The sequence below is a fragment of the Curtobacterium sp. VKM Ac-2852 genome (genome assembly GCF_013205045.1).
GTDB classification, from domain to species: Bacteria; Actinomycetota; Actinomycetes; order Actinomycetales; family Microbacteriaceae; genus Curtobacterium; species Curtobacterium flaccumfaciens.
Window position 1 is genome coordinate 754,157 of the sequence record NZ_JABMLI010000001.1, and the last position, 24,537, is coordinate 778,693.

The following is a 24,537-nucleotide window of genomic DNA, read 5'->3' on the forward strand; positions in this document are numbered from 1 at the left end:
TCGGTGCGGCACGTTCAGGGACGATGGCTCAGCCGCGGGTCCGGGCCAGCCGCCGGTTGAGCGCCCCGTTCAGCAGCGCGACGAGCAGCCCCACCGCGAACACCAGCGTCCCGAAGCACAGCACCTGCGGCGGCATCCCGGCCTTCGCGGCGCCGTAGACGAACAGCGGGAAGGTCACCGCGGGCCCGGCGACGAACGAGGTGATCACGTAGTCGTCGATCGACATCGCCAGCGCCAGCAGCCCGGCGGCGAGCATGCCCGGTGCCAGCAGCGGCAGGGTGACGAGCCGGAAGGCCTGGAACGGCGTCGCCCCGAGGTCACCCGCGGCCTCCTCGAGCGCCCGCGAGGTCCCCGCGATCCGAGCCCGCAGCACCACGACCACGTACGCGACGTCGAACGCCACGTGGGTGATGAGCACGGTCAGGAACCCGGTGCCGAGCCCCACCGACAGGAAGAACGAGAGCGACGCGGAACCGACGACGATCGACGGCGCAGCGATGTCGGCGAACACGACGGTGTTCACGACACCGCGACCCGGGAACCGGTACCGCTCCAGCGCCAGCGCGAGGGGCAGCCCGATCGCGACGGAGATGATGGCGGCGAGGAACGCGACGAGCACCGAGGTGACGAACGCCGCCCCGAGCCCGGACACGTTCACCAGGTTCGCGTACCAGTAGGTCGTGAAACCGTTCCAGGCGAACGACAGCCGGTTGGTGGGGGCGTCGTTGAACGAGTACACGATCATGTAGACGATCGGCACCAGGGTGATCGCGATCGTCACCCAGTACACGATGGCGAGCCAGGGCCCACGACGGTTCACCCCGTGACGACGCGGACGGCCGGCGACGGAACCGGTCACGGGCGAGGCCGGAGCGGCGGCGGATCGGGACGGTGCGACGGCGGTCATACGAGGTCCTCGAGGTCGTCGGTTCCGGAGACGCGGGCGTAGATGAACAGGATGATGCCGAGCACGACCATGAGCACGGTCGACAGGGCTGCGGCGACGTTGTACTGCTGGTTGCCGGAGTAGGCGTCCTGGATCGCCTGACCGATCGTGTACGTGTTCGTGCCGCCGAGCAGGGCCGAGTTCACCGGGTCGCCGACGCTGTCGATGAAGACGAGCAGCACCCCGGCGAAGATGCCCGAGCGGGACAGCGGCAGCGTGGTGTGCCAGAACGCCCGGAACTTGCCGGCGTACAGGTCGTTGGCGGCCTCGCCGAGTCGTGGGTCGATGCGCTCGAGGGCGGCGTAGATCGGCAGCACCATGAAGGCCAGGTCGTTGTAGGCGTCGCCGAAGATGACCGCGCCGCCGGTGCCGAGGATGTGGAAGTCCTTGCCGGCCAGCCCGAGCGCCTGCAGCGTCGTGACGACCGGGCCCTGCGACGCGAGCACGAACGCCCACATGTCGGTCCGGATGATGAACGACACCAGGAAGCTGATGAACACAAGCATGAGCAGCGGGTTCTTCCACCGCGGGGACACCCGGAACGCGATGAAGTACGCCACCGGGTACCCGACGACGATGCAGGCGATCGTGGCGGCGGCGCCGTACCAGAGCGACCGGAGCAGGAACGTCAGGTAGGGCACCTGCGGGTCGACGAACAGCGAGCCGTAGATCCCGAAGTTCCAGGTGAACGTGTAGCCGTCGTCCGGGTTGCCGGTCATGAGCGAGACGATCAGCCCGGACACCAGCGGGATGACGAAGAACACGCAGAGGTACGCGGTGCCGACGAGCGCCAGGAAGAACGGTGTGCTCCGACGGCGTCCCCGCCGCACCGGCGCCGGGCCGTCGGAACCACCGGGAGCGAGCTCCGGCGCCACTCCGACCGCGCTCACGACTGCACCACCGCGTTGAAGATGCCGTTCCACTCCGAGTACTCGTCGTAGTTCTGGAACACCCGGAACTCGTGCGACTGCTCCAGCACGTCCTCAGAAGGGAACACGAGCGGGCTGTCCGCCACGGTGGCGTCGTCGAGTTCGTCCCGCACGTAGTCCTCGGCCGCGGGCACCGGGCAGACGTAGTTGACCCAGTCCTCGACGATCCCGGCGACCTTCGGCGTGTAGTAGAAGTTCATCCACTCGAGCGCCGACACCGGGTTCGCGGCCTGCCGTGGGATGAGCATGTTGTCGTGCCAGGTCATCTGCCCTTCTTCCGGCGTGACGAACTCCAGGTCGGGGAACCCGGACTGCTGCGCCTGGAACACGTCGCCCGACCACGCCTGGGTGATCCAGGTGTCGCCGTTCTCCAACCGGTTGATGTAGCTCTGGTCGTAGAAGCCCGTGACGCTCGGCCGCAGTTCGCGCAGCCAGGCCTGGGCCTTCCGCCAGTCGGCGGGCGTCGAGGTCTCCGGGTCGATGCCGAGCGCGAGCAGTCCGAGCGACCCGAGTTCGGTGTTGTCGCTCATCAGCCCGATGCGGCCCGTGAAGGCCGGGTCCTGCAGGTCCTTGAGCGAGGTGATCTTCCGCCCGGTGTACTTCGGGTTGTAGGCGAGCCCGGTGAACCCGGTCTGCCAGACGACGGAGTGCTTGTTGCCCGGGTCGTAGATGGGGTCCTTGACGGAGTCCGAGGCGTTCGCGGCGAAGTTCGGCAGCCGCGAGTGGTCGAGTTCGCACACGAACCCGTTCTTGATCATCTGGGTCAGCTCGAACCCGTTCGTCATGACGACGAGGTCGTAGCCGGTCGCACCGTGCGCCCGCAGGATCGGGGAGACGGTCGCGTAGAAGGTCGCGTTGTCCTGGATCACCGCCTGGTAGTCGACCGCGATGCCGGTCTCCTGCTTGAACAGCGCCAGGGACTCGGACTTGCCGTGGTCGGAGTCGATGTACAGCGGCCAGTTCGCGAAGTTGAGGGTGCCGGTCGCCTTCGCGTCCTTCCAGAACGCCGCCCAGTCGACGGTGTCCTCGGCGCCGGCGGCGGCGGAGCCCTTGATGCTGCAGCCGGTGAGCAGGGCGGCCAGCGCGGCGGCCCCGCCGCCGGCCAGCAGGCCGCGTCGGCTGACGCGGGCCGACGTCAGCCCGCGCAGCAGGTCCGGACCGGGCAACGCGCCGGTCACGCGAGCGATCCTGCCGTGGCGGGGACGGCCTGGAGGCCCGGGTCGTCCTGGGTGGTGACGGTCGCGCCGGACGCGGGGTGCGCCTCCAGGCCGAACCCGTGGTCGACGCCCCACGTGAGCCAGACCTCGGTGCCGGTCGCGATCCGCGGCCCGCCCTTCGAGTTCTGCGCGAACACCGAGACGCGCCCGGCGCCCGGCACGTCGACCAGGTACTGGGTGCTGACGCCGGAGAACGAGACGTCCACGACCCGACCGGGGCCGAGGATGTTCCGTCCGGCCTCGGGGGTCGGTTCGGCGGTGCGGATCTTGAGCTTCTCGGGCCGGACGCCGACGACGACGCGACCGGTCGTGGCGACGGCTCGGTCGGCCGGCACCGCGATGGAGCCGGCCGCGGTGGCGACGACGAGCAGGCCGGCGTCGTTGCCGCGGACCTCGCCCTCGAGCAGGTTCGACTGGCCGAGGAAGTTCGCGACGAACGCGGTCCGAGGCAGCTCGTACAGGTCCTGCGGGCTGCCCATCTGCTCGATCCGGCCGCCGTTCATGACGGCGACCGTGTCGGCCATCGTCATCGCCTCTTCCTGGTCGTGGGTGACGTGCAGGAACGTGAGCCCGACCTCGGCCTGGATCGTCTTCAGCTCGAGCTGCATCTGGTGGCGGAGCTTCAGGTCGAGGGCGCCGAGGGGCTCGTCGAGCAGCAGCAGGGCCGGCCGGTTCACGATCGCGCGGGCCAGGGCGACGCGCTGCTGCATGCCGCCGGAGAGCTGGGCGGGCCGCTTCGACGCCGACCCCTCGAGCTCGACGAGCCGCAGCGCTTCCGTGGCCTTCGTCATCGGGTCCGGGATCCGGCGGCGCTTCAGCCCGAACGCGACGTTGTCGAGCACGCTCATGTGGGGGAACAGCGCGTAGTTCTGGAACACCGTGTTGACGGGCCGCTGGTACGGCTTCGTGTCGGTGACGTCCTGGCCGCCGATGGTGATGGTGCCGCTCGTGGGTTCCTCGAGCCCGGCGACGAGCCGCAGGGTCGTCGTCTTGCCGCAGCCCGACGGTCCGAGCAACGCGAAGAACGAGCCGGCGGGCACCGTCAGGTCGAGGCTGTCCACCGCGGTGTGGCCGGGGAAGGACTTCGTGATCTGGTCGAGCCGGAGATCGGCTCCCGATTCGGCGAACGTTCCGGTCATTGCCATGGTGCCTCCAGGGGGTGGTCGGCCTCAGCCGATGTAGGACATGACGTGCTTGATGCGGGTGTAGTCGTCGAAGCCGTACTGGGACAGGTCCTTGCCGTACCCGCTGTGCTTGAACCCGCCGTGCGGCATCTCGGCGACGATCGGGATGTGCGTGTTGATCCACACGCAACCGAAGTCCAGGTCGCGGGCGAAGCGCATGGCACGCGCGTGGTCGGTCGTCCACACCGAGCTCGCCAGGCCGTACTCGACGCCGTTCGCCCACGTCAGGGCCTGCTGTTCCGTCGAGAACCGCTGCACGGTCTGCACGGGGCCGAAGATCTCCTGCTGCACGGCCCGGTCGTCCTGGCGCAGGCCGGCGACGATCGTGGCCTCGTGGAAGTACCCGCGGTCACCCTGTCGTGCGCCGCCGAGCTCGATCGTCGCGTGGTCGGGCAGCGTGTCCAGGAACGACTGCACGTGCGCGAGCTGGTTCGCGTTGTTGACGGGGCCGTAGTGACCGTCTGACCCGGTTCTCGCGTTGACGCGTGCCTCTGCTGCGAGCGCTGCGACGAACTCGTCGTGGATGCCCTGTTGCACGAGCAGCCGGGTGGCGGCGGTGCAGTCCTGTCCGGCGTTGAAGAACCCGGCGGCGACGATCCCGGCCACCGCCGAGGGGATGTCGGCGTCGTCGAACACGATCACGGGTGCCTTGCCGCCGAGCTCCAGGTGAGTGCGCTTGAGGTCCCCGGCGGCCGCACGGGCGACTTCCATGCCGGCACGGACGGACCCGGTGATGGACACGAGCTGCGGGGTGGGGTGGTCGACCATCGCGGCGCCGGTGGTGCGGTCCCCCACCACGACGTTCAGGACCCCCGGCGGCAGGAACTCGGCGGCGACCTCGGCGAGCAGCAGGGTCGACAGGGGTGTCGTGTCGCTCGGCTTGAGCACGGTGGTGTTCCCCGCGGCGAGCGCCGGCGCGAACTTCCACACCGCCATGTTGAGCGGGTAGTTCCACGGGGTGACCTGGGCGACGACACCGATGGGTTCACGCCGGACGAACGAGGTGTGGTCGGCCAGGTACTCGCCGGCGCTCCGGCCCTCGAGGTTCCTGGCGGCCCCGGCGAAGAAACGGATCTGGTCGACGGAGAGCAGGATCTCGTCCTCGACCAGGGTGGCGCGGGGCTTCCCGGTGTCGAGCGACTCGAGGTCGGCGAACTCCGACGCCCGCTGCTCCATCGCGTCGGCGATCCGGAACAGGGCGAGCTGCCGTTCGCCGGGGGTGGTGCGGCGCCAGGTCTCGAACGCGGTCGCGGCCGCATCGAAGGCGGCGTCGACGTCGGCGGGGGTGGACACCGGGGACGTGCCGTAGACGTGCTCGTCGGTCGGGTCGACCAGGTCGAACGTGGTGTCGGCGGTCGACTCGACCGAGGCACCCCCGACGAAGTTCCGCAGGACCCGGGTGTCGGTGTCCGCCGTCGCCGTGCTCTGTGCGTCCAGCATGGCGGTGATACTGACACGGATTCCGGCGGCACGGAAGAAGGATCCGGAGGTTGTGGAGAACCGTAACAACGGAAATCGTCGCGAAACACGGTGTTCACAACGGAATCCCTTGCGCACCCCGAACCTCGCTGCCATGCTGTCCGGCATGGCGGCAGCACCACGACGTCCGGGACCGATCGACGACACCTCGAAGCGGATCATCGAACAACTCCAGGCGGACGGGCGCCGCCCGTACGGCGAGATCGGCAAGGCCGTCGGTCTCAGTGAAGCGGCGGTCCGACAGCGCGTGCAGAAGCTGACCGAGACCGGCGTCATGCAGATCGTCGCGGTCACCGACCCGATGCAACTGGGCTTCCACCGCCAGGCGATGATCGGCATCCGGGTCAGCGGCGACACCCGAACCGTCGCCGATGCCCTGGAACAGCTGCCGTCGGTCGACTACCTCGTGATGACCGCCGGCAGCTTCGACCTGATGGTCGAGGTCGTGTGCGAGGACGACGACGACCTGATCGAACTGCTCAACGGCACCATCCGGGCCATCCCGGGCGTCGCCGGCACCGAGACCTTCGTCTACCTGCAACTCCGCAAACAGCTCTACGACTGGGGAACGCGATGACCATCTCCGACCAGAAGACCGAACAGCCCACCCGCCTCGGCTCGTACGACCCGTTCGCACCGGTCGACGACGCCGACCTGCAGCGGAAGTCCCGGGACCACCTGTGGATGCACTTCGCCCGGCACGGTGCGAACCAGGCCGGCGCCGACGTGCCGATCATGGTGCGCGGCGAGGGCCACCACGTCTACGACAGCCACGGCAAGGGGTACATCGACGGGCTGTCCGGCCTGTTCGTCGTCGCCGCCGGGCACGGGCGGAAGCGCCTGGCCGAGATGGCCGCGAAGCAGGCGGAGACGCTGAGCTTCTTCCCGATCTGGTCGTACGCGCACCCCGCGGCGATCGAGCTCGCCGACCGGCTGGCCGAGCACGCCCCCGGTGACCTCAACAAGGTCTTCTACTCCACCGGCGGCGGCGAGGCGGTGGAGACCGCCTTCAAGCTCGCGAAGTACTACTGGAAGCTCCAGGGCAAGCCGATGAAGCACAAGGTGATCTCCCGTGCGGTCGCCTACCACGGCACCCCGCAGGGCGCCCTGGCGATCACCGGCATCCCGGCGATGAAGGAGATGTTCGAGCCCCTGACCCCCGGTGGCTTCCGGGTACCGAACACGAACTCGTACCGCGCCGAGGAGATGGGCTTCCCCGGCGGCACCGAGGAGCAGTTCGGCTTCTGGGCGGCGGAGCGGATCCGCGAGATGATCGAGTTCGAGGGCCCCGACACCGTCGCCGCGGTGTTCCTCGAGCCGGTGCAGAACTCCGGCGGCTGCTTCACCCCGCCGCCCGGGTACTTCCAGCGGGTGCGCGAGATCTGCGACGAGTACGACGTGCTGCTCGTCTCGGACGAGGTCATCTGCGCGTTCGGCCGGATCGGCACGATGTTCGCCTGCGACGCCTACGGCTTCGTGCCGGACATGATCACGTGCGCCAAGGCGATGACCTCCGGGTACTCCCCGATCGGCGCGACGATCATCAGCGACCGACTGTTCGAGCCGTTCTCCAAGGGGGACACGACCTTCTACCACGGCTACACGTTCGGCGGGCACCCGGTGTCGGCCGCCGTCGCGATGGAGAACCTCGACATCTTCGAGGAAGAGGGGCTGCTCGCCAACGTGCAGCAGAACGCCCCGCTCTTCCGCGCCGAGCTCGACACCCTGCTCGACCTGCCGATCGTCGGTGACGTCCGCGGAGACGGCTACTTCTACGGCATCGAGCTCGTCAAGGACAAGGCCACCAAGACGACCTTCGACGACGACGAGTCCGAGCGGCTGCTGCGCGGGTTCCTGTCGAAGGCATTGTTCGACGCGGGGCTGTACTGCCGGGCCGACGACCGCGGTGACCCCGTCGTGCAGCTCGCACCGCCGCTGACCATCGGGCAGCCGGAGTTCCGCGAGATGACGTCGATCCTGCGGAGCGTCCTGTCCGAGGCCTGGACGAAGATCTGACCGTGGGCGGCTACCGGGGCGTCTCGTTCTGGCTCGACCAGCTCGCGTCCACCGGACGCGACGACCTGACGCCCCGGCCGCCGCTCGACGGAGACACGACGGCCGACGTCGTGATCGTGGGCGGTGGACTGACGGGTCTCTGGACCGCGTGGTACCTGCACCGGGCCGACCCGGGCCTCCAGATCGTCGTCCTGGAACGCGAGATCGCCGGCTTCGGCGCGTCCGGTCGGAACGGCGGCTGGTGCTCGGCGCTGTTCCCGCGGTCCGCCTCCGCGATCGCCGAGGAGCACGGGCGCGACGCCGCCCTGGCGCTCCGGGCCGCCATGCGCGACACCGTCGACGAGGTCGGCCGCGCCGCGGCCGAAGCCGAGGTCGACTGCGACTACGTGAAGGGCGGGACCGTCCTGTACGCACGCTCCGCCGTGCAGGAACGCGCCGCCCACGACGAGGTCGCGTCCTCCGCGGCATGGGGCGACGACCTGACGTGGCGGCCCGCTCGAGCGGGCGACGCCGCCGGAACGGCGGGTGTCGCGTGGACCCCGGACTGCGCGCGCGTGCAGCCCGCCGCGTTGGTGCGTGGCCTCGCGGCCGCCCTGGAGGCCCGTGGCGTCCGGATCGCGGAGCACACGCCCGTCTCGTCCTGGGATCGCGGGCGTGTGGTCACGTCGCGCGGCACCGTCACGGCGGGCGCTGTGGTGATCGCGGTCGAGGGCTACGGCGCCCAGCTGGAGCAGACGAAGCGGCGGATCCTGCCGCTGTACTCGCTCATGATCGCGACGGCCCCGCTGCCGGCGTCCGCGTGGGAGCGCATCGGACTCGAGCACGGGCAGACGTTCTCCGACTACCGGCACCTGCTCGTGTACGGGCAGCGCACGGCCGACGACCGGCTGGCGTTCGGTGGCCGCGGAGCCCGCTACCACTGGGGGTCCGCGATCACGCCCGGGTACGACCGGGTGCCGCGGGTGTTCGAGCACCTGCGGAGGGCCCTGGTCGACCTGTTCCCCGTCGTCGCGGACGCCCCGGTCACCCACACGTGGGGCGGACCGCTCGGGGTCCCGCGTGACTGGTGCGCCTCGGTGACCTGGGACGGCCACGTCGGCAGCGCCGGCGGGTACGTCGGTGACGGTCTGTCGACGACGAACCTGGCCGGACGGACCCTCGCCGACCTCGTGCGCGGCGAGTCGACGGCACTGACCGCACTGCCGTGGGTGAACCACCGATCGCCCGACTGGGAGCCCGAGCCGTTGCGGTTCCTCGGGGCGAACGCGGGACTCGTCGCGACCGACCTGGCCGACCGCGAAGAGGCGCTGACCGGGCGGCCGAGTCTGGCGGCCCGGCTGATGGCACCGCTGACCGGAGGACACTGATGGCTGCTGGTCTCGACGCCGACGTCGTGGTCGTCGGGGCGGGGATCGCCGGGCTCGCCGCCGCCCGGGCGCTCGCACTCGGCGGGCAGCGGGTCGTCGTGCTCGAGGCCCGCGACCGGATCGGCGGGCGCACCTGGACCGATGCGTCGCTCGGGGTTCCGGTCGACCTCGGCGCCTCGTGGATCCACGGGGTCGACGGCAACCCGCTCTGGGCCCTGGCGCCGGCGTTCGGCATCGACACCGTGGAGTTCACGGTCGGCAGCTTCCAGTTCGACGGGCGGCCGATCGCGTGGCACGACCCGTCCGGCGCCGCACTCTCCGCCGAGGACACGTCGGCGTTCGTGGCGGACCTGCACACCGTCGACGCGGCCCTCGACGCCGTCGTCGCGGGGGCGCCCCCGCCCTCGACCTACGCGGCCGCCGTCGACACCGTGCTGCGGTCGCTGCAGTGGCAGGGCGATCGGGCCGCACGGGTCCGCGAGTACACGGCCCACCGCTCCGAAGACCTCTGCGGTGCCCCCGTGACCGTCCTCGACGCGCACGGCCTCGACGAGGAGCACGTCCCCGGTGACGAGGTGGTGTTCCCCGGCGGCTACGCCCAGTACGCCCGCGCGCTGGCCGGGGGTCTCGACGTCCGGCTGTCGTCGGTCGTGCGGTCGGTGACCCAGGCCGGCGACTCGGTGACGGTGGGGCTCACCGACGGCACCACCGTGGTGGCACGGCAGGTCGTCGTCACGGTGCCGCTCGGGGTGCTGCAGGCCGGCGACGTGGTCTTCACTCCGCCCCTGTCCGCACCGGTGACCGGAGCGCTCGACCGGCTCGGGATGGGCACCTACGACAAGGTGTTCCTGCGGTTCCCCTCACGGTTCTGGGGCGACTCGTGGGTGGTCCGGCAGCAGGGGTCCGCCGGGGTCGACTGGCACTCCTGGTACGACATGTCCCGGGTGACCGGTGCGCCGGTGCTCGCTGCCCTGGTCGGTGGTGCCGGAGCCCGTCGGCTCGAGACCCTGCCGGACGCCATGGTCGTCGATGAGGGGGTGGTGGCGCTGCGGAAGATGTTCGGCGCGTCCGTCCCCCGGCCCGAGGCGTTCCGGATCACCCGGTGGGCCGAGGACCCGTTCTCGCGGGGCTCGTACTCGTACCTGCACGTCGGGGCGTCACCCGACGACCACGACCTGCTCGGCACCCCGTCCGGCCGGGTGCAGCTCGCCGGCGAGGCCACCTGGAGCGACGACCCGGCGACCGTGCACGGTGCGCTGCTGTCCGGACTGCGGGCAGCCGGGCGGTTGCTCGGCACCCAGGTCGAGCCGCTCTCGCTCGCCGACCCGCTGTCCACGCCCTGAGCGCCACACCCCCGCGGGTGTCGGCCCGTGCGACACTCGCTCCGTGACCCCGACGAGGACCCGACCGAGACACGAACACCGGGCACCGGTCGCCGTCGCGGTCCTGGTGAACCTGGCGCTGAGCCTGTTCCTGCCGGACGAGGTGCTGTTCTTCCCGTCGTGGGTGGTGCCCGTCCTGGGCGTCCTGCTGCTCGCCCCGCTCATCGTCTTCAACCCGCGGCGTCTGACGCGCGAGACCACCTGGTCACGGTGGCTGTCGTTCGCGCTCGCGGCCCTGCTCACCGTCGCCAGCCAGCTCACCGTCATCCGGACCATCACCGAGCTGCTCGGCGGGCACGCGGACGGTGCGGCCGTGCTGCTCACCGCGCTGCAGGTCTGGGTGAGCACGATCATCGTGTTCGGGCTCGTCTACTGGGAGCTCGACCGCGGGGGTCCGGTGGCACGGCGTCGCCCCGAGCTGTGGGCGGGTGCCGAGGCGGACTTCCAGTTCCCGCAGGAGACCGACCCGAAGACCGCGGACTGGCGGCCGGTCTACCTCGACTACCTCTACGTGGCGATGACGAACATGATGGCGTTCAGCCCGACGGACACGATGCCCATGACCGTCCGGGCGAAGATGATCATGGCCTACCAGGCGCTCAGCGGGTTCATCCTGCTGGCACTGGTCATCTCGCGCGCGGTCAACATCATCAGCTGAGCCTCCCGACACGACCCGACGGGCACCCCGCGCGAGATGCGTGGGGTGCCCTGGGGCTCAGCCCTTGCGCCACAGCTCGAGCAGGAACCGGGCCACGGTCACGAGCAAGCTCGCGATCCCCAACCACGGCACTCGACGGCCGCGACGCGGTTCGATGTCGTTCGACATCGGACCACCTTCGTGTCAGCGCCGGCGGACACGAGAAGCGCAGGCCGAGGGACGCAACTCGCTCGACGAGCGCGTTACACTGGCTCCGAGTTTCAGGCTCGGGACCCAGTTCGTCCCTCGTTCTCCACTCGGAGGACAAATCGAAGCCCACCACTGTTGCTGCAGTGGTGGGCTTCTTCTCTGCCCGGGCCCGCGTCCCGGCGACGACACGGAACCCGAGACCAGCATACTGATATTCGCGGGTCGAAACCGGGGTCTTGCGTCAATTGATCGTGTGATCAACAATGGCGCATGGACGTCGTCACCGCACCCTCGCTCCCGTCGCCGCTGCACGCCGACACCGGCGCACCCCGCCGGTCCCTCCGCGTCGCCCTCGTGCAGGTGCGGTGGCTCCCCGACCCGGACGAGCACCGGGCCCAGCTCGCCGACGGCATCGCGACCGCCGCAGCGCACGGAGCCACCGCGGTGTTCCTGCCCGAACTGACGCTGCGCCGCTACCCGGGCGACTCCCCGGCGAGCGGGACCCCGAAGGACCTCGCCGAGTCGCTGCAGGACGGTCCGACCGTCGCCTTCGCCCGTGCCCAGGCGATCGAGCACGGGGTGTTCGTGCACGCCTCCCTGTACGAGCGGCCGGATGACGACGACCAGCCCGACGACCCGCGCGGGTACAACACCGCCGTCCTCGTCGGGCCCGACGGCACCCTGGTCGGCCGGACCCGGAAGACCCACATCCCGATCAGCGCCGGCTACCACGAGGACACGTACTTCCGCCCGGGGACGGACGAAGACGCCTTCCCGGTGTACGAACCCGCCGGACTCGGTGCGCGCCTCGGGCTGCCGACGTGCTGGGACGAGTGGTTCCCCGAGGTCGCCCGTTCCTACGGCCTCGCCGGGTCCGAGGTGCTCGTGTACCCGACGGCGATCGGCTCCGAACCGACCTTCCCCGACTTCGACACCGCGCCGATCTGGCAGCGGGTGATCGTGGCGAACGGCATCACCGCCGGGCAGTTCATGGTCGTGCCGAACCGGTGGGGTGACGAGGGCGACATCACGTTCTACGGCTCGTCCTTCATCTCGGACCCGTTCGGCCGGGTGCTCGTCGAGGCGCCCCGTGACGCGAGCGTGGTGCTCGTCGCCGACCTCGACCTCGACGCCGGGACGGAGTGGCTCCGGCTGTTCCCCTTCTACCTGACCCGGCGACCCGACCTGTACGCCGGGCTCGTCGACCCCGTCGACGAGCAACGCCACGCGTACGGCGCACGCGACGCGATCGACGCGGCCCTGGCCGTGGAACCGGCCACCGCCGGGCGCGAGGCGCGCGCATGACGTGGGTGATGCCTCCCGAGACGGCTCCGCAGGAACGCACCTGGATGGCGTTCCCGCGCCCCGGCCTGACGCTCGGCGACGACGCGGCGAGTGCCGAGGGCGCGCGCACGGCGTGGGCGACCACGGCCAACACGATCAGCGAGCACCAGCCGGTGACCGTCGTCGTGGACCCCGTCGCACGCGCGGATGCCGGTCGCCTGCTGTCGTCCGGCGTGGACGTGCTCGAGGCGCCCCTCGACGACTTCTGGATGCGCGACATCGGTCCGACGTTCGTCGTCGACGACGACACCGGGCGACTCGGCGCAGTCGACTGGGTCTTCAACGGCTGGGGGGCGAACCCGTGGTCGACCTGGACGCGTGACGCCGAGGCCGCCGCGACGGTCGCCCGTGCTGCGGGAGCCACACGGATCCCGTCGTTGCTCGTCAACGAGGGCGGGGCGATCCACGTCGACGGCACCGGCACCGTGCTCGTGACGGAGACGGTGCAGCTCGACCCGCGTCGGAACCCGTACGCCGACCGGGAGCGCGTCGAGCTGGAGCTGGCGCGCACGATCGGCGCCACACGGGTGATCTGGCTGCCCCGCGGTCTGACGCGCGACTACGACGGCTTCGGCACCCGGGGCCACGTCGACATGGTGGCGACCTTCGCTGACCCGGGCACGGTCCTGCTGCACGCCCAGCCGGATGCGGGCCACCCGGACCACCTGGTCGTGCCCCAGATCCGGCGAGCGCTCGAGCAGGCGACCGACGCGACGATCATCGAGTTGCCCGCCCCCTCGACGCTGTCGGACGACGGTGGACCGGTGGACTGGAACTACGTGAACCACGTCGTGGTGAACGGTGCCGTGATCGCCTGTGCGTTCGGCGACCCGGTCGCTGACGACCGCGCCAGGGGCATCCTCGCCGAGGCGTACCCGGGCCGACGGGTCCGCTCGATCGACGCGCGACAGGTGTTCGCGCGCGGCGGCGGGCTGCACTGCATCACGCAGCAGCAACCGGTGGCCTGAACCACCGCCGCGGTGTACAGCCGGTACCGATCACCTGTACACCGCGGCCGGTCCGCCCACTGCCGACCCGTCGGTATGGTGCTCCGAACTGATCCGGGCGACGCTGCCCGGCCCCGAAGAGCAGGGAAGTCACATGGCATCACCGATCGCGGTCACCGCGCCGGCAGCACCGGTGCGCGGCGGGTCGCTGAAGCGGAGCCTCGGGCTCTGGGCGATCGTCGGACTCGGCCTCGGCTACATGACCCCGACGGTCGTGTTCGACACCTTCGGCATCGTCTCCGGGCAGACCGACGGCGCGGTGCCGAGCGCCTACCTCATCGCACTCGTCATCATGGCGCTCACCGCGATCAGCTACGGGAAGATGGTGCGCGTCTACCCCGCGGCCGGTTCCGCGTACACGTACGTCCGGGAGTCGATGCACCCGAACCTCGGCTTCATGGTCGGCTGGGCGTCACTGCTCGACTACCTGCTTCTGCCGATGGTGAACGCCCTGATCATCCGGCTCTACCTGGAGCAGGTGTTCCCGGGGCTGCCCCCGTGGGTGACCGTCGTCGTGTACACGGTGTTCGTGACGACGGTGATCTGCCTGTCGATGCGCGGCACGTCGAACCTCAACATGGTGCTGCTCATCGGTGCGGTCCTGGCGATGATCGCGTTCGTGGTCTTCACCGTGATCGAGCTCACCCACGGTGCCGGTGCGGGCACGATCGTCAGCGCCGAACCCTTCGTCCACGACGGCGTGACGATGTCGGCCCTGCTCACCGGGGCGACGGTGGTGTGCTTCTCGTTCATCGGCTTCGACGCCGTGACGATGTACACGGAAGAGGCGAAGTCGATCCGCATCATGCCGAAGGCGATCATGCTGACCGTCCTGCTCGGCGGCGCGATCTTCCTGGTCTCCGCCTACTTCGCCCAGCTCCGCTTCCCCACCAACGCACCGTTCGGCGAGTTCACCGACGACCCGCTCCCCCAGATCGGCCTGCTCGTCGGCGGTCCGGTGTTCCAGGCGGTCCTGGTGTCGGCCGGGTTCGTCGCCGCACTCGCCTCGGGTCTCGCGTCGCACGCCAGCGTCGCCCGCATGCTCATGGTGATGGGTCGGAACAACGTGCTGCCGAAGCGGGTCTTCGGCTACGTGCACCCCCGTACGCACACCCCGGTGTTCAACGTCGTCTTCGTCGGCGCGGTCACCCTGCTGGCGATGAGCTTCTCGCTCGACACGATCGCGGCCTACATCAACTTCGGCGCGCTCATCGCGTTCACCTTCGTCAACGCCACCGTGATCGTGCACTTCGCGATCCGGAACGGACGCCGTCACACGGCGGGCGACCGCTGGCGCTACATCGTGCTGCCGGGGGTCGCGATGCTCCTGACCGGGGTGCTCTGGTCGCAGCTCCATGCCGACGCCCTGATCGCAGGAGGAGTGTGGGCGGCGATCGGGTTCGTCTACCTGCTCGTCATCACGAAGGGCTTCCGGGTCGCACCGAAGGGCTTCGACGAGAACCAGCCCGTCACCGGTGTGAACAAGCAGCTGACCGACCAGGCCTGACCGCCACCACGAGAGGACGCCATGTACGCCGTCACCGACCCCACCACGGGCACGACCCTCGAGACCTACCCGACCATCACGGACGCCGAGCTGCACGACGCCGTCGCAGCCGCCGACCGCACCCACACCGAGTGGTCACGGACGACGACCGTCGCCGACCGCGCGGCCCTGCTCCACCGCGTCGCGGACCTGTACCGGGAGCGGCACGCCGAGCTCGCCGCCACGATCGTGCGCGAGATGGCGAAGCCGATCGACCAGGCCGAGGGCGAGGTCGACTTCTGCGCCGACATCTACGACTACTACGCGGAGCACGCCGAGGCGTTCCTGGCCGACCAGCCGATCACCCTGGCTGACGGGTCCGAGGGGTCCGCGTTCATCCGCAAGGCCTCCATCGGCGTCGTGCTCGGCATCATGCCCTGGAACTTCCCCGCCTACCAGATCGCCCGGTTCGCCGGACCGAACCTGGTCATCGGCAACACCGTCCTGCTCAAGCACGCACCGCAGTGCCCGGAGTCCGCCCTGGCCATCGAACGGATCTTCCACGATGCCGGCTTCCCGGACGGCGCCTACACGAACGTGTTCGCGACGAACGACCAGGTCGCCGACGTCATCGCCGACCCCCGCGTGCAGGGCGTCTCGCTCACCGGTTCGGCACGCGCCGGTGCCGCGGTCGCCGAGATCGCCGGCCGGAACCTGACGAAGGTGGTGCTCGAACTCGGCGGCTCCGACCCCTTCATCGTGCTGTCCACCGACGACCTGGACGCCGTCGTCGAGTCCGCCGTCACCACACGGCTCGAAGGCAACGGCCAGGTCTGCAACGCCCCGAAGCGGTTCCTGGTGGTCGACGGCCTGTACGACGAGTTCCTGGCGAAGTTCACCGCGGCGATGTCGGCGGTCGAACCGACCGATCCGAGCGTGCCCGGTGCCGAACTCGGTCCGTTGTCGTCCCCGGCCGCGGCCGACCGGCTGCAGGAACAGCTCGCTGCCGCCGTCGAGCAGGGTGCGACCGTCGTCACGGGCGGCGACCGCCGGGGCAACGCCTTCCTGCCGACGATCCTGACCGACGTCACACCGGACAACGACGCCTACCGCGAGGAGTTCTTCGGCCCCGTCGCCGCCGTGTACCGCGTCGCCGACGAGGACGAGGCGATCGCCCTGGCCAACGACACCCCGTACGGCCTCGGCTCGTACCTGTTCACCACCGACGCCGACCAGGCACTCCGGGTCGCCGACCGGATCGAGGCCGGCATGGTCTACGTGAACATCGTCGGCGCGGACAGCCCGGAGCTGCCGTTCGGTGGCGTCAAGGGCAGCGGCTTCGGCCGCGAGCTCGGCCCCCTGGGGGCCGACGAGTTCGTGAACAAGAAGCTGATCCGCATCGGCTCCTGACGCCCCGGACCCGGGTGACGGACGGACGGGAGGCGCGGTGCCAGCTGGCACCGCGCCTCCCGTCCGTCCGTGGGTCGCCGCTACTGCTGCGGGTCGGCGGGCTCGCCGCCGGAGTCCGTGTCGCTGTCCTGCTGCGGGTCCTCCGTCGCGTCGCCCGTCGGCGACCCGTCCGGCAGGTCCTCGGTGTACTGCTCCTGGTCCTTGGTGGGGTCGCTGGACCCGTTCGCTGCGTCACTCATGGCCCGGACGGTACGCGTCGGCGCCTGGACGGGGCACACAGCCGTAACCCGCCGAGGTGATTACGGTGCCGCAGTGGGCTGTGGAACGACCGCCAGGATCTCCTCGGCGACCTCGCGCCCGATGCGCACGGCACCGTCGACGTGCTGGTAGCCCTGCCCGGCCAGGTCGCTCGAGGCGAACCGGATCGGACCGACCGCGGCGCGCTGGTCGGCGCCGTAGCGGACGAGCCCGCCCAGGTCGAAGCTCGCCGCGTAGGCGCCGCGCGTCCACTCCTCGGTGCCCCAGTCGCTCTCGTAGTAGACGACGGGCGACAGGGCCTCGTCGCCGTAGTAGTGCGCCAGCGAGGCGAGCACCCGGGCCCGGCGTTCCTCGGTCGACAGCGCGAACAGGTCGTCCGCGTGCTGGTCGGAGACGAACCCGACCAGGGTCCCCTGCTCGGAACCGTGCGAGGTGTTGTCGTACGCCTCGTGCACGACCTCGTACGGGCTGAACGCGGTGCCGGACAGGCCCGCAGCACGCCAGAAGGGACGGTCGTAGACGGCGTGCACCTTGATCACGAAGCCCATCGACAGGTGCTGGTGCAGCTGGTGCTGGCGTCGGGGCAGCGGCGGCTCGTACGAGATCCGCGAGTACAGGGGCGGCGGCACCGCGACGAGTGCCTGTCGGGCGTGCACCTCGATGCCACCGTCGGCGAGCGCGACGACCCCCTCGTCGCCCCACCGCAGCGTCCGGACCGGAGCGTTCAGGTGCACGTCGTCGCCGAGGCGCTCGGCGAGCCGCTCGGACACCTGCTGCATGCCGCCGACGACCCGCTTGTCGAGGATGAAGTCGGCGTCGACCAGGTTGGTGAAGCTCCCGGCCGACGCCGCCATCAGCAGGGCCTGCAGCGCCGAGAACGCGTGCGCGGGCTTCGTGAGCATCGCGCCGGCGATGAACAGCTCGACGTTGTCGGTCGCGACCCGATCCGGGCTGAGGTCGTGCAGCCAGGCGCGGAACGAGACCTCGTCGAGGGCGGCCGCCTCCGGGGTCTCCCAGGGGCGGGCCGGGTCGACCTTCGCGACGTACTCGTCGACGACGGCGACGAGCCGTTCGATCTCGTTCGCCGTGGCCTCGGGCAGGGGGAAGATGTCGCCGGTGTACTCGGTCCGGGTGCCGTCGGCGTCGACGTAGACGCTGGAGCCCTCGCGGTACCGGTCGTACGTCTGCAGGCCGAGCTCGTCGAGGGTCTCGAGCAGTGCGGTCTGGTCGGGCGAGACCCACTGCCCGCCGATCTCCAGGGTCACCCCGTCGATGTCGTTCGTCCAGGTGCGGCCCCCCACGCGGTCGCGGGCCTCGAGCACGGCGACCCGCAGGCCGGCGCCCCGCAGGCGGTTCGCGGCGGTGAGACCGGCGACACCGGCTCCGATGACGACGACGTCCTTCTCGATCATCGAGCTGCTCCCTGTGCGGTCGTGGTGCTGTCGGTGTGCCGGAACGGGTCCGGGGTGAGCGTGTACATGGTCTCGAGGTACTCGGCGATGCCCTCGCCGCCGCCCTCGCGACCGAGGCCGGACTGCTTCACGCCGCCGAACGGGGCCGAGGCGTTCGACACGACCCCGGTGTTCAGCCCCAGCATGCCGGTCTCGAGCCGCTCCATCAGGCGCTGCCCGCGTGCCGGGTCCTCGGTGAATGCGTAGCCGACCAGACCGTACTCGGTGTCGTTCGCGGCGGCCACGGCCTCGTCCTCGGAGCGGAACGTGCGGATCGCGAGCACCGGCCCGAAGATCTCGTCGTCGAGGATCGCACTGCCGGGTCGCACGTCGGTCAGGACGGTCGGTGCGTAGAAGGTGCCGGGCCCGTCGACCGGGTGTCCGCCGGTCCGGAGCGTCGCCCCGCGCTCGACCGCGTCGGTGACCAGGCGGTGCGCCTTGTCCACGGCTCGGGCGTCGATGAGCGGCCCGATGGCCACGCCGTCCTCGGTCCCCCGGCCGACCCGCATCGCGGTGACCCGCTCGGTGACCCGGCGGGTGAACTCGTCGGCGACGTCCTCGTGCACCAGGAACCGGTTCGCGGCGGTGCAGGCCTGGCCGGTGTTCCGGAACTTCGCGGCGAGCGCGCCCTCCACCGCCAGGTCGAGGTCGGCGTCGGCGAACACCAGGAACGGGGCGTTGCCGCCGAGTTCCATGCTCGTCCGGAGCACGTTCTGTGCCGCCTGGCCGAGCAGTGTGCGTCCGACCGGCGTGGAACCGGTGAAGGACAGCTTGCGCAGGCGCCGGTCGGCGATCACGGGTGCGGAGACGTCGGCGGCCCGGGTGGTCGGGACGACGTTGACGACGCCGGCGGGCACACCCGCCTCGACGAGCAGGTCGGCGAACAGCAGGGTGGTCAGCGGCGTCAGTTCGGCCGGCTTCACGACGACGGTGCAGCCTGCGGCGAGCGCCGGTGCGATCTTGCGGGTCGCCATCGCCAACGGGAAGTTCCACGGTGTGATCAGGAACGCGGGTCCGACGGGCTTGTGAGAGACGGTGGCGCGGCCGGTCCCCTCGGGGTTGGTGCCGTACGAACCACCGATCCGGACCGCTTCCTCCGAGAACCAGCGGAGGAACTCGCCGCCGTACGCGACCTCGCCGCGGGCCTCGGCCAGGGGCTTGCCCATCTCCAGCGTCATCAGGAGCGCGAACTCCTCGCGTCGCTCCTGCAGCAGGTCGAAGGCGCGGCGCAGCACCTCGGCGCGCTGCCGCGGGGGCGTGGTCGCCCAGCCGTGCCGTGCGGCGACGGCAGCGTCGAGCGCCTTCCGGCCGTCCTCGGGCGAGGCGTCGGCGATGTGCAGGAGTGTTTCGCCGGTCGCAGGGTCGACGACGGCGAAGGTACCGCCGTCGGCCGCCGGCTGCCAGACACCGTCGACCAGGAGGCCCGTGGGGACGCGGTCGAGCACCGCCTGTTCGGCGGCTGGTCCGGTGGCGTCGGGGACGCTGGGCCACGCTGTGGCGGGGATCGTCGCGCTCACGACGCGGCCAGCCCGTCGAGGACGACGGTCAGGCCGTCGCGGAGCAGGTCGTCGTCGATCGACAGCGGCGGCAGGAAACGCACGACGTTGCCGTACGTGCCGGCCGTGAGGGCGATGACGCCGTGCTCGAACGTGTACCGCACCACCCGTCCGGTGAGCCCGGGGTCGGGATCACCGGTGGCCGGGTCGACGAGCTCCATCGCGACCATCGCACCGCGGCCGCGGACGTCGCCGATGCGGGGGTCGTCGGCCTGCGCGCTGCGCAGGGCGTCGAGCAGGACCGTGCCGATCGCCCCGGCGCGCTCGACGAGTCCGTCGTGCTCGAAGGCGTCGATGGCCGCGAGGGCCGCGGCGCAGGCGATCGGGTTGCCGCCGTACGTCCCGCCGAGGCCGCCGACGTGGGCGGAGTCCATGATCGCCGCACGCCCGGTCACACCGGACAAGGGGAGTCCGCCGGCCATGCCCTTCGCGGTCGTGACGACGTCGGGCACGATCCCCTCGTGCTCGCTGGCGAACATCGCGCCGGTGCGGGCGAACCCGGTCTGCACCTCGTCCGCGATGAACACGACGCCGTTCGCGGTGGTCCACTCGGACAGCGCGGTGAGGAACCCCGGTGCCGGGACGACGAAGCCGCCCTCGCCCTGGATCGGTTCGATCAGGACCGCGGCGGTGTTCTCGGCTCCGACCTGCTTCTCGATCTGGCTGATCGCACGCTTCGCCGCCTCGGGCCCCGACAGCCCGTCGTGGAACGGGTACGACATCGGGACGCGGTAGACCTCGGGTGCGAACGGTCCGAAGCCGTTCTTGTAGGGCTGGTTCTTGGCGGTCAGCGCCATCGTCAGGTTCGTGCGGCCGTGGTAGGCGTGGTCGAAGACCACGACGGCCTGCCGACCGGTGTGCTTCCGGGCGATCTTGACGGCGTTCTCGACGGCCTCGGCCCCGGAGTTGAACAGCGCCGTCCGCTTCTCGTGGTCGCCGGGGGTCAGACGGTTGAGTGCCTCGGCGACGGCGACGTACCCGTCGTAGGCGGCGATGGTGAAGCACGTGTGCGTGAAGGCGGCGACCTGCTCGGTGACCGCAGCGACCACGCCGGGGTGGGCGTTGCCGACCGACGTCACGGCGATCCCGGACCCGAGGTCGACGAACGAGTTGCCGTCGGCGTCGACCACGACGCCGCCACCGGCCGCGACGACGGCGATGGGCACGGCGACCCCGACCCCGGCCGCGACGGCACCGGCCTTCCGGGCGAGCAGCTCCTGCGATCGCGGGCCGGGGACTGCGGTGACGAGCCGTCGTTCCTGGGGCAGCGAGGGGCCGCCGGTGGTCGCTCGGGTCGCGGACGCTGCGGTGGAGGACATGCCGCGATGGTAGGAGCCACCACCGCGCACTCGTACTGTCCACGGCGTACATCGGCCCCCGGCCAGATCGACCCGGTGGATAGGGTGACCGCATGCCCGCAACGCTGCGCTCCCTGCTGCACCGGCGTGAACTCCACCTGCGCCCGCTCACCGACGCGGACGAGCACGCCCTCGATGCCCCGCTGTCCTGGCTGCACAGCTCGGATCTCGAGGACCCGACGCCGTTCCTCGCCGAGGGACAGGGACTGCTCACGACCGGCACGCAGTTCGGTGCCGAGGCCGAGGTGCGCGACGACGTCGCCGAGGCCTACGTCCGGCGGCTCGTGGACGGCGGTGTCGTGGCGCTCGGGTTCGGCACCGAGGTGGTCCGGGCTGGCACCCCCGACGCCCTGGTCGCCGCCTGCACCCGGAACGGACTGCCGCTGTTCGAGGTGCCCTACGAGACCTCCTTCATCGCGGTCGCGCAGGCCAACGCCGAAGCGGTCGCCCGGGACGCCAACGCACGCGGTGCCTGGGCCCTCGCGGCGCAGCGGGCCATCTCGCTCGCCGCGATGCGACCGGACGGACTCGGCGCGACCATCGCCGAGCTGTCCCGGCAGCTCGACGGGTGGGTCGGCCTGTTCGACGTCTCCGGGCGGCTCGACCGCGGACACCCCGCCGACGGGCTGCCCGCTGCCGACCTCGACCTCCTGCGGTCCGAGGCGCTGCGGCTGCTGCGCTCCGGGCAGCGGGCGAGCCTGCCGGTCGCCACGGACCGGGGCGTCGGGTACACCCTGCAGACGCTCGGCAGCGGCGGGCACCTGAGCGGCGTCCTCGCGATCGCGAACGGCGGAGCCCTCGACCGGGCCGGACGCGAGGTCGTCACGGCCGTGATCGCCCTGGCCGGCCTCGCTTTGCAGCAGAACCGCGAGCTCGCCCGTGCCCGCGGACTCCTGCGCACCGGACTCCTCACGATGCTGTCCGTCGGCGAACCCGAGGTGGTGCAGGCGACGTCACGCGAGGTGTGGGGGCCGCTGCCCGCCGAACCCGTCCGGATCGCGGCCGTCGACGTCCCCGACCACGAACTGGACACCGTGGTGGACCTGCTCGAACTGTGGGTGCAGGACCGTCCGGGGCACCTGTTCTTCGCGGTCGACGACGCCCTGTTCCTCTGCGTGAACGCGGACGACACCGGGATCGTCGCCGAACTCGTCGACCGCTTCGACCTGCGCGCCGGCCTGTCCGACGGCGCCGCGTACCGGTCGTTCGGACGCGCCCGCACCGAGGCCGTGCAGGCACTCGACCGACGCCGTGAAGGACGCCCGGGCACCACCGAGTTCGGCGACCTCGCCCGAGAGGGGGTGCTCGCCCACCTCGCCCACGTCGACGTGGACGCCGGTGCAGTCGCCCGCGCGTTCCTCGCCCCGCTGCTCGACCACGACCGCACGGCCGGCACCGAGCTCACGCGCACCGTCCGGACCTGGCTGCAGGAGAACTGCGAGTACGACCGCACCGCACGGGTCCTCGGCATCCACCGGCACACCGCCCGCGCCCGGGTGGAGCACGCCGGTCGGCTCCTCGACCGTGACCTCTCCGTCTTCTCGACCCGGGCCGACCTCTGGGCAGCCTTCGTGGTCGACGGCGCGTGACGCGCGGATACGGTGGGACGATGCCGTCGACACCGGCCCGCCGGCGCTTGAGCCCGGCCGAACGCGGATCCCAGATCACGGCGGCCGCCGTCGACCTGGCGCGTGCCGAGGGCCTCGCGGCGGTGACGCTCCGCGGGGTCGCCGCCGTGATCGGGGTCGCGCCGTCGCTCGTCGCCCACTACCGCCCGAGCATGGAGGACCTGGTCGGTGAGACGTTCCGCACCGTCGCGGTGGCCGAGGTCGCCGAGGTCCGCGCGATCGTCGCCGCTGCGCCCGACCCCGTCTCCGGCCTCCGCACCCTGCTCGACTGCATCGCCGATCCCGCGCGCGACGACGTCGCCACCCTGTGGGCCGACGCGTGGAGCATCGGCCGCACGAACGCGGCACTGGCGACTGCGGCACGGGACGTCATGGACGACTGGCAGCTCCTCGCGACCACGGTCGTCGGCGACGGGGTGCGCGCGGGCGTGCTGCACACCGACGACCCGGACGGCGTCGGACGCCTGCTCTTCGCGCTCGTCGACGCCACCAACGGGTACGCCCTGGTCGACTACCTCGACCGCCCGACCCGCGAGGGCCTGGTCCGCACGACGATCGCGCGAGCGGTGGGCCTGGACGGGTCAGCCCTGTCGGGGTGACCCCCGCCGCAGCGCCACCCACTGCAGCAGCATGATCGTCTTGCCGTCGGCGATCCGACCGTCCGCCACCATCGCGAGCGCCTCGTCGAGCTGCACCTCGAGCACCTCGATGTCCTCGCCCTCGTCCTCCACGCCGCCACCGGCCTCGACCCGGTCGGCCGGGGTGTACGCGCCGAGGGAGAAGTGGACCCGTTCGGTGACCGAACCGGGGCTCATGAACACGTCGCCCAGGTGCTCGAGCGCACCGAGCCGGATGCCGAGCTCCTCGACCGCTTCACGCCGCACCGCGGTCTCGGGATCGTCCTCGTCGAGCAGTCACCGTAGCGGGGCACCTCGGCAGGACTCCGTCCGCTCGGTACGCTCGACGTGCCGCACCAGGGAGCGGCAGAGGGCGGTGCAGCATGACCAGGACTTTCATCCTCCGACGACCGGACCGACCGCAGGTGGTCACCGTGTCCTTCGTGCTGTGGCTGGTGTGGGTGGCAGCCTGCGTCGTCGCCACCGTGCTCCAGTTCTTCGCGACGGACGCCGCGGTCGGCCAGGCACCGGTCCTCGCCGGGATCGTCGCCCTGGCGCTCTGGGCCCTGGTGACGTGGGCGGTGTTCCGGATGGCCGGAGGCTCCCGCGTCGCGCGCATCGTGCTCGTCGTCGTCGCGGCCTTCCGCGCGGTCCTGAGCCTCACCGGCGGCGAACTCGCGGTCCTGACGATCGCGCTGTCGGTCGTCGCCGCGGTCCTGCTCTTCCTGCCCAGCGCGCGCCCGTTCTTCGCCTCGCAGGAAGGACGGAGAGCCGACCACGGGTTCGACGGAACCGGCGTGTCGGGGCGGGGCCGTGCCTCCAGGCCGGATGCCGACCACACGACGGGCGCCGACCGGGCCTGACAGCCGGGAACCGCGGACGACTCCCGAGAAACACGAAAGGCCCCGGATTCCTCCGGGGCCTTTCCTGTTCTTCGCCTGGTGCGCGAGGGGGGACTTGAACCCCCACGCCGTTTCCAGCACACGGACCTGAACCGTGCGCGTCTACCAATTCCGCCACTCGCGCCAGCCCCGAAACACTACCACGCACAGACG

The 24,537-nt window shown here is 71.0% G+C and carries 22 protein-coding genes and 1 tRNA gene; 12 read left to right on the top strand and 11 right to left on the bottom strand.

Annotation, left to right across the window (positions count from 1 at the left end):
* Positions 1-28 precede the first annotated feature (28 nt).
* From HQQ79_RS03720 to HQQ79_RS03740, 5 genes are read right to left on the bottom strand one after another with little or no spacing between them, the layout of a single operon-like run.
* On the bottom strand, positions 29-907 hold the full coding sequence (locus HQQ79_RS03720) for an ABC transporter permease (RefSeq protein ID WP_027466954.1): 879 nt from the start codon (positions 905-907) through the stop codon (positions 29-31).
* On the bottom strand, positions 904-1,836 hold the full coding sequence (locus HQQ79_RS03725; RefSeq protein ID WP_173032543.1) for an ABC transporter permease: 933 nt from the start codon (positions 1,834-1,836) through the stop codon (positions 904-906). The genes HQQ79_RS03720 and HQQ79_RS03725 overlap by 4 nt, the downstream gene beginning before the upstream one ends.
* Positions 1,833-3,053, bottom strand: a complete 1,221-nt coding sequence (locus HQQ79_RS03730; RefSeq protein ID WP_216852163.1) for a spermidine/putrescine ABC transporter substrate-binding protein — start codon at positions 3,051-3,053, stop codon at positions 1,833-1,835. Before HQQ79_RS03730 ends, HQQ79_RS03725 begins: the two co-directional genes overlap by 4 nt.
* The gene (locus HQQ79_RS03735; RefSeq protein WP_173032544.1) at positions 3,050-4,237 is read right to left on the bottom strand and encodes an ABC transporter ATP-binding protein; all 1,188 of its coding nucleotides are present in this window, start codon (positions 4,235-4,237) and stop codon (positions 3,050-3,052) included. Before HQQ79_RS03735 ends, HQQ79_RS03730 begins: the two co-directional genes overlap by 4 nt.
* A 24-nt stretch (positions 4,238-4,261) precedes the next feature.
* A complete protein-coding gene (locus tag HQQ79_RS03740) occupies positions 4,262-5,716 on the bottom strand; it encodes a gamma-aminobutyraldehyde dehydrogenase (RefSeq protein WP_173032545.1) in 1,455 nt (484 codons plus the stop codon).
* A 145-nt stretch (positions 5,717-5,861) separates the two neighbouring features.
* Here HQQ79_RS03740 and HQQ79_RS03745 point away from each other — a divergent pair, with 145 nt between their 5' ends.
* From HQQ79_RS03745 to HQQ79_RS03785, 9 genes are all read left to right on the top strand, one after another.
* On the top strand, positions 5,862-6,332 hold the full coding sequence (locus HQQ79_RS03745; protein WP_173033097.1) for an Lrp/AsnC family transcriptional regulator: 471 nt from the start codon (positions 5,862-5,864) through the stop codon (positions 6,330-6,332).
* The gene (locus tag HQQ79_RS03750) at positions 6,329-7,771 is read left to right on the top strand and encodes an aspartate aminotransferase family protein (RefSeq protein ID WP_173032546.1); all 1,443 of its coding nucleotides are present in this window, start codon (positions 6,329-6,331) and stop codon (positions 7,769-7,771) included. The genes HQQ79_RS03745 and HQQ79_RS03750 overlap by 4 nt, the downstream gene beginning before the upstream one ends.
* 2 nt (positions 7,772-7,773) lie before the next feature.
* Complete coding sequence (locus HQQ79_RS03755) at positions 7,774-9,138, top strand: FAD-dependent oxidoreductase (RefSeq protein ID WP_173032547.1); 1,365 nt, start codon at positions 7,774-7,776, stop codon at positions 9,136-9,138.
* Positions 9,138-10,481, top strand: coding sequence for an NAD(P)/FAD-dependent oxidoreductase (locus HQQ79_RS03760; RefSeq protein ID WP_173032548.1), 1,344 nt, complete (start codon positions 9,138-9,140; stop codon positions 10,479-10,481). The genes HQQ79_RS03755 and HQQ79_RS03760 overlap by 1 nt, the downstream gene beginning before the upstream one ends.
* 43 nt (positions 10,482-10,524) lie before the next feature.
* A complete protein-coding gene (locus tag HQQ79_RS03765) occupies positions 10,525-11,178 on the top strand; it encodes a DUF1345 domain-containing protein (RefSeq protein WP_173032549.1) in 654 nt (217 codons plus the stop codon).
* Positions 11,179-11,637: 459 nt separating this feature from the next.
* Positions 11,638-12,672, top strand: a complete 1,035-nt coding sequence (locus HQQ79_RS03770; protein WP_173032550.1) for a nitrilase-related carbon-nitrogen hydrolase — start codon at positions 11,638-11,640, stop codon at positions 12,670-12,672.
* A complete protein-coding gene (locus HQQ79_RS03775; RefSeq protein WP_173032551.1) occupies positions 12,669-13,679 on the top strand; it encodes an agmatine/peptidylarginine deiminase in 1,011 nt (336 codons plus the stop codon). Before HQQ79_RS03770 ends, HQQ79_RS03775 begins: the two co-directional genes overlap by 4 nt.
* Positions 13,680-13,812: 133 nt before the next feature.
* Complete coding sequence (locus tag HQQ79_RS03780; RefSeq protein ID WP_051597034.1) at positions 13,813-15,225, top strand: APC family permease; 1,413 nt, start codon at positions 13,813-13,815, stop codon at positions 15,223-15,225.
* Positions 15,226-15,246: 21 nt separating this feature from the next.
* Positions 15,247-16,614, top strand: a complete 1,368-nt coding sequence (locus HQQ79_RS03785) for an NAD-dependent succinate-semialdehyde dehydrogenase (RefSeq protein ID WP_173032552.1) — start codon at positions 15,247-15,249, stop codon at positions 16,612-16,614.
* A gap of 80 nt (positions 16,615-16,694) precedes the next feature.
* On the opposite strand, the gene HQQ79_RS03790 is transcribed toward HQQ79_RS03785, so the two are convergent.
* The 4 genes from HQQ79_RS03790 to gabT form a co-directional block, all read right to left on the bottom strand.
* Positions 16,695-16,853 carry a hypothetical protein gene (locus HQQ79_RS03790; protein WP_155896911.1) on the bottom strand — a complete coding sequence of 53 codons (159 nt, stop codon included), beginning with the start codon at positions 16,851-16,853 and terminating at the stop codon, positions 16,695-16,697.
* Positions 16,854-16,913: 60 nt separating this feature from the next.
* The gene (locus HQQ79_RS03795; protein WP_173032553.1) at positions 16,914-18,284 is read right to left on the bottom strand and encodes an NAD(P)/FAD-dependent oxidoreductase; all 1,371 of its coding nucleotides are present in this window, start codon (positions 18,282-18,284) and stop codon (positions 16,914-16,916) included.
* Positions 18,281-19,741 (bottom strand): NAD-dependent succinate-semialdehyde dehydrogenase, encoded by a 1,461-nt coding sequence (locus HQQ79_RS03800; RefSeq protein WP_216852252.1) that lies wholly within the window; start codon positions 19,739-19,741, stop codon positions 18,281-18,283. Before HQQ79_RS03800 ends, HQQ79_RS03795 begins: the two co-directional genes overlap by 4 nt.
* A gap of 95 nt (positions 19,742-19,836) precedes the next feature.
* Positions 19,837-21,198, bottom strand: coding sequence for a 4-aminobutyrate--2-oxoglutarate transaminase (gene gabT, locus HQQ79_RS03805; protein WP_173032554.1), 1,362 nt, complete (start codon positions 21,196-21,198; stop codon positions 19,837-19,839).
* Positions 21,199-21,290: 92 nt separating this feature from the next.
* Here gabT and HQQ79_RS03810 point away from each other — a divergent pair, with 92 nt between their 5' ends.
* Entirely contained in the window at positions 21,291-22,826 is a 1,536-nt protein-coding gene (locus HQQ79_RS03810) for a PucR family transcriptional regulator (protein WP_173032555.1), read from the top strand.
* Positions 22,827-22,846: 20 nt separating this feature from the next.
* Positions 22,847-23,464, top strand: coding sequence for a TetR/AcrR family transcriptional regulator (locus HQQ79_RS03815; protein WP_173032556.1), 618 nt, complete (start codon positions 22,847-22,849; stop codon positions 23,462-23,464).
* Here HQQ79_RS03815 and HQQ79_RS03820 read toward each other — a convergent pair.
* Positions 23,447-23,779, bottom strand: coding sequence for an NUDIX domain-containing protein (locus tag HQQ79_RS03820; protein WP_254066141.1), 333 nt, complete (start codon positions 23,777-23,779; stop codon positions 23,447-23,449). The genes HQQ79_RS03815 and HQQ79_RS03820 overlap by 18 nt on opposite strands.
* A gap of 86 nt (positions 23,780-23,865) precedes the next feature.
* On the opposite strand from HQQ79_RS03820, the gene HQQ79_RS03825 reads away from it, so the two are divergent.
* The gene (locus tag HQQ79_RS03825) at positions 23,866-24,345 is read left to right on the top strand and encodes a hypothetical protein (RefSeq protein WP_173032557.1); all 480 of its coding nucleotides are present in this window, start codon (positions 23,866-23,868) and stop codon (positions 24,343-24,345) included.
* A 76-nt stretch (positions 24,346-24,421) separates the two neighbouring features.
* Here HQQ79_RS03825 and HQQ79_RS03830 read toward each other — a convergent pair.
* Positions 24,422-24,508 (bottom strand) — tRNA-Leu (locus HQQ79_RS03830).
* Positions 24,509-24,537 lie beyond the last annotated feature (29 nt).